Source organism: Halalkalibacter wakoensis JCM 9140, from assembly GCF_000513095.1.
Lineage (GTDB): Bacteria > Bacillota > Bacilli > Bacillales > Bacillaceae_D > Halalkalibacter > Halalkalibacter wakoensis.
The window spans coordinates 1-2,988 of the sequence record NZ_BAUT01000139.1 but is presented as its reverse complement, the minus strand read 5'-3'; the positions used below and the strand labels follow the sequence as shown (position 1 = coordinate 2,988).

Genomic DNA, 2,988 nt, shown 5'->3' with positions numbered 1-2,988 from the left:
AATGTTTTTATTTTTTAAAATTTGTTTGATTACCGTTAATTGATCACCAGAATCCAAAATCGTGAAATTGCGATTATAGCCAATTCGGTCGATATCTCTTCTCAGGACGCGTACACACATCGAGTGGAATGTTGATATCCAAATATCCTCTGCCACCGGTCCCACAAGCGAAGCAACACGGTCTTTCATCTCACGAGCTGCCTTGTTTGTAAACGTAATCGCAAGGACACTCCATGGCGCAATTTCTTTTTCTCGTAATAAGTAAGCAATGCGATGTGTTAGCACTCGTGTCTTCCCACTACCTGCTCCTGCCATTAATAACAATGGACCTTCAGTATGAGTGACAGCTTGTCTTTGCTCAGGGTTTAACCCAGCTAACATTTTTTCAATAATTTTCGCTTGCATAACCCTCACCACCAAACGTTTGTTCTTATTTTAAATTTTACTGTGAATGTTCGTTTATTTCAATGTTTCTTTTACAGCTTGTACCGTTTTTAGTGCTGCTTGTATATCTTCATAAATAATATTGCCAACAACTACTGTATCCGCATATTGAGCCATTTCTTTTGCCTGTTCAACGGAGTGAATTCCTCCACCATAAAACAATCTCGTCTCACTTAATACGGATGAAACCGACCTTACTATATCGACATCTCCATACACCCCGCTATATTCAACGTAGAAAATAGGGAAATGATAGAGTTTTTCTGCCATTCTTGCATATGCAACAACATCTTCTTTCATGATGCTTGTTTTGGCTTCTGTTAAGATCGCTGCCTTGGCGTCTGGATTTAGGATGCAATATCCTTCCATGACAACTTCATCCCAATTCATAATGGCTCCATACTCTTTAATCGCTTGATGATGGTAACCAGATATCCACTTAACGTTGCTGCTATTTAATACTGAAGGAATGAAAAAGTAATCAAAGCCAGGAGTTATGGCCTCCATATTCGATACTTCTAAAGCGCATGACACAGTATATCGACGTACTCGAGCAAGAAGCTGCAGCGTATTATCGAGGGTTACTCCATCGGATCCACCGATAATCAATCCGTCTGTTCCAGATTCACAAATGGCTTCTAATTCCTTATCTGAAATCTCTTTATTAGGGTCGAGTTTAAATACATGTCGCCACTCACTATACTCTAGCATTTTTATCACTCCTGCTTGTTAATCCAACGTACGTACCTGAACAGACATTATATCAAAGAAACGTATCATTGTCGCCCGCCGTTCCCTTCCAAATTTGTGCTTGTGACGGCGTCATGATAACTGCCATAAAAAAGAGGAGCCTCCAATTTATTAGGCTCCTTACTTAAACAAATGTTTGTTTTAATTAAACGTTCATTTCAAACAAATGTTTGTTTTAATCAAACGCTTAATGAATAAAATATTATAGTTCATCAAATCCATTCACATCAGATACTTTCACGTATTGACGTGATTTTTGCTCAAAGAAATCACTTTTGCCACTATCAACATCTTCATATGCTTTGATCCATTTCATTGGATTTTGACGGTACCCTTCAAAAGGTCGTTCAATTCCTAATTGGTTCACACGTTTGTTGGCAATGAATTTAATGTAGCTTTCGAGTTCATTCATATTTATCCCTTCCAACCTGTCCCCAATGACAGAGCGTCCCCAGTTAATTTCTAACTCAGCTGCTTTTCTAAAGGTATCTTGAACAAACTTGTGATTGTCAGGTGTATTTAATTCTGGATTTTCATTTAAAATCTCTTTAAAAATATGAGAAAATAAATTCACGTGCAATTGCTCGTCACGATTAATGTAATTAATCATCGTACTTGATGACACCATCTTCTGGTTTCTTGCCAAATTGTAAAAGAAAGCAAAGCCTGAATAAAAATTAAGCCCCTCCAGAATCACATCATAGACAATTGATTCTAAAAACGTTTGAGGTGTTGGATTATCAACAAAACGTTGATACCCTTCTGCAATGAAGTCATTTCTCTCTCTTAAAATCGGATCATGCTTCCAATATTCAAAGATTTCATCTTGTTCCTGTTTTGGTACAAGGCTTGATAACACATAAGAATAAGATTGATTGTGAACCACTTCTTGAAAAGACAACACTTGCATCAGAGCAGCAAGACTAGAATCTGTTAAATACTCTGCTACTTTTCCTGAATAATCTGTTTGGACGCTATCAAGAAAGGCAAGCAAACCGATAATCTTCTTAAAGGCATATCTCTCGTCTTCTGAAAGTTGAAGCCACTGTTTTATATCCGTAGACATATTGATTTCAAATGGCGTCCAGAAGTTCGCAAGCATGTTTTTATACATTGGATACGCCCACTTAAAACGAACATCATCCCAGTTTAAGATATTCGAGCTTTTCCCATTAATAATTCCAGTCGAAGCATTAGGTGCCGTTGGATCATATAATTTACGAGCTTGTAATGTATTTTGATTCATCATGTAACCCTCTCTATTCCAATGTTTAAGCTATTTTCGTAATAATGTAGCTTTTAATGACGTGTTCGTTCCATGAGGCTCGCTACTCCTGCGGGGTCTCATCCCTACCTCTATTTGATGCCACTGAAAAAGTCCTCGTTTATTTCGGATTCGAGCTCCGACCTCGCTCCCGGGATGGGGGGCACGCACCAGCAGGCGGGCGTTGAACTAACCGGCTGCGCCGGTGGATTTCAACCTGCCCTTCCCTCCTGCAGGAGTCGGCCCCCCATCCCGTCCGCTTTGTTGAGAGAAACGATAGAAATTCCCAGAGAAACAAAGCCTAACGACGTTGCAGATGAATTACAGTATGTCCAACAGTAATCTCTATTAAGGAAGGCGAACCACAAAATTGCTCAAAATTCCATCCGTTAAAGAGAAAAGGAATGTATTCAAAGAAATCGTAGAAGAGTAAGTGTAACAAGTTAAAAGTAAAAGTAACCTTAGCAGGGGAATGACACGTAGACTCCTGCGGGAGCAGTGACCCACGTGTGAGACCCCGCAGGCGTCAG

At 39.4% G+C, this 2,988-nt stretch carries 3 protein-coding genes; all 3 read right to left on the bottom strand.

Going from position 1 to position 2,988, the window contains the following annotated elements; genetic code table 11:
- Nucleotides 1–405: UvrD-helicase domain-containing protein (locus JCM9140_RS21735; protein ID WP_034751712.1), on the bottom strand; the 405-nt coding region annotated here is incomplete at its 3' end.
- 54 nt (nt 406–459) lie between these two features.
- Nucleotides 460–1,155 (bottom strand): heptaprenylglyceryl phosphate synthase, encoded by a 696-nt coding sequence (pcrB, locus tag JCM9140_RS21730; RefSeq protein WP_034751710.1) that lies wholly within the window; start codon nt 1,153–1,155, stop codon nt 460–462.
- Between the two features lie 241 nt (nt 1,156–1,396).
- Nucleotides 1,397–2,440 (bottom strand): ribonucleotide-diphosphate reductase subunit beta, encoded by a 1,044-nt coding sequence (locus JCM9140_RS21725; protein ID WP_034751708.1) that lies wholly within the window; start codon nt 2,438–2,440, stop codon nt 1,397–1,399.
- Nucleotides 2,441–2,988: the final 548 nt, after the last annotated feature.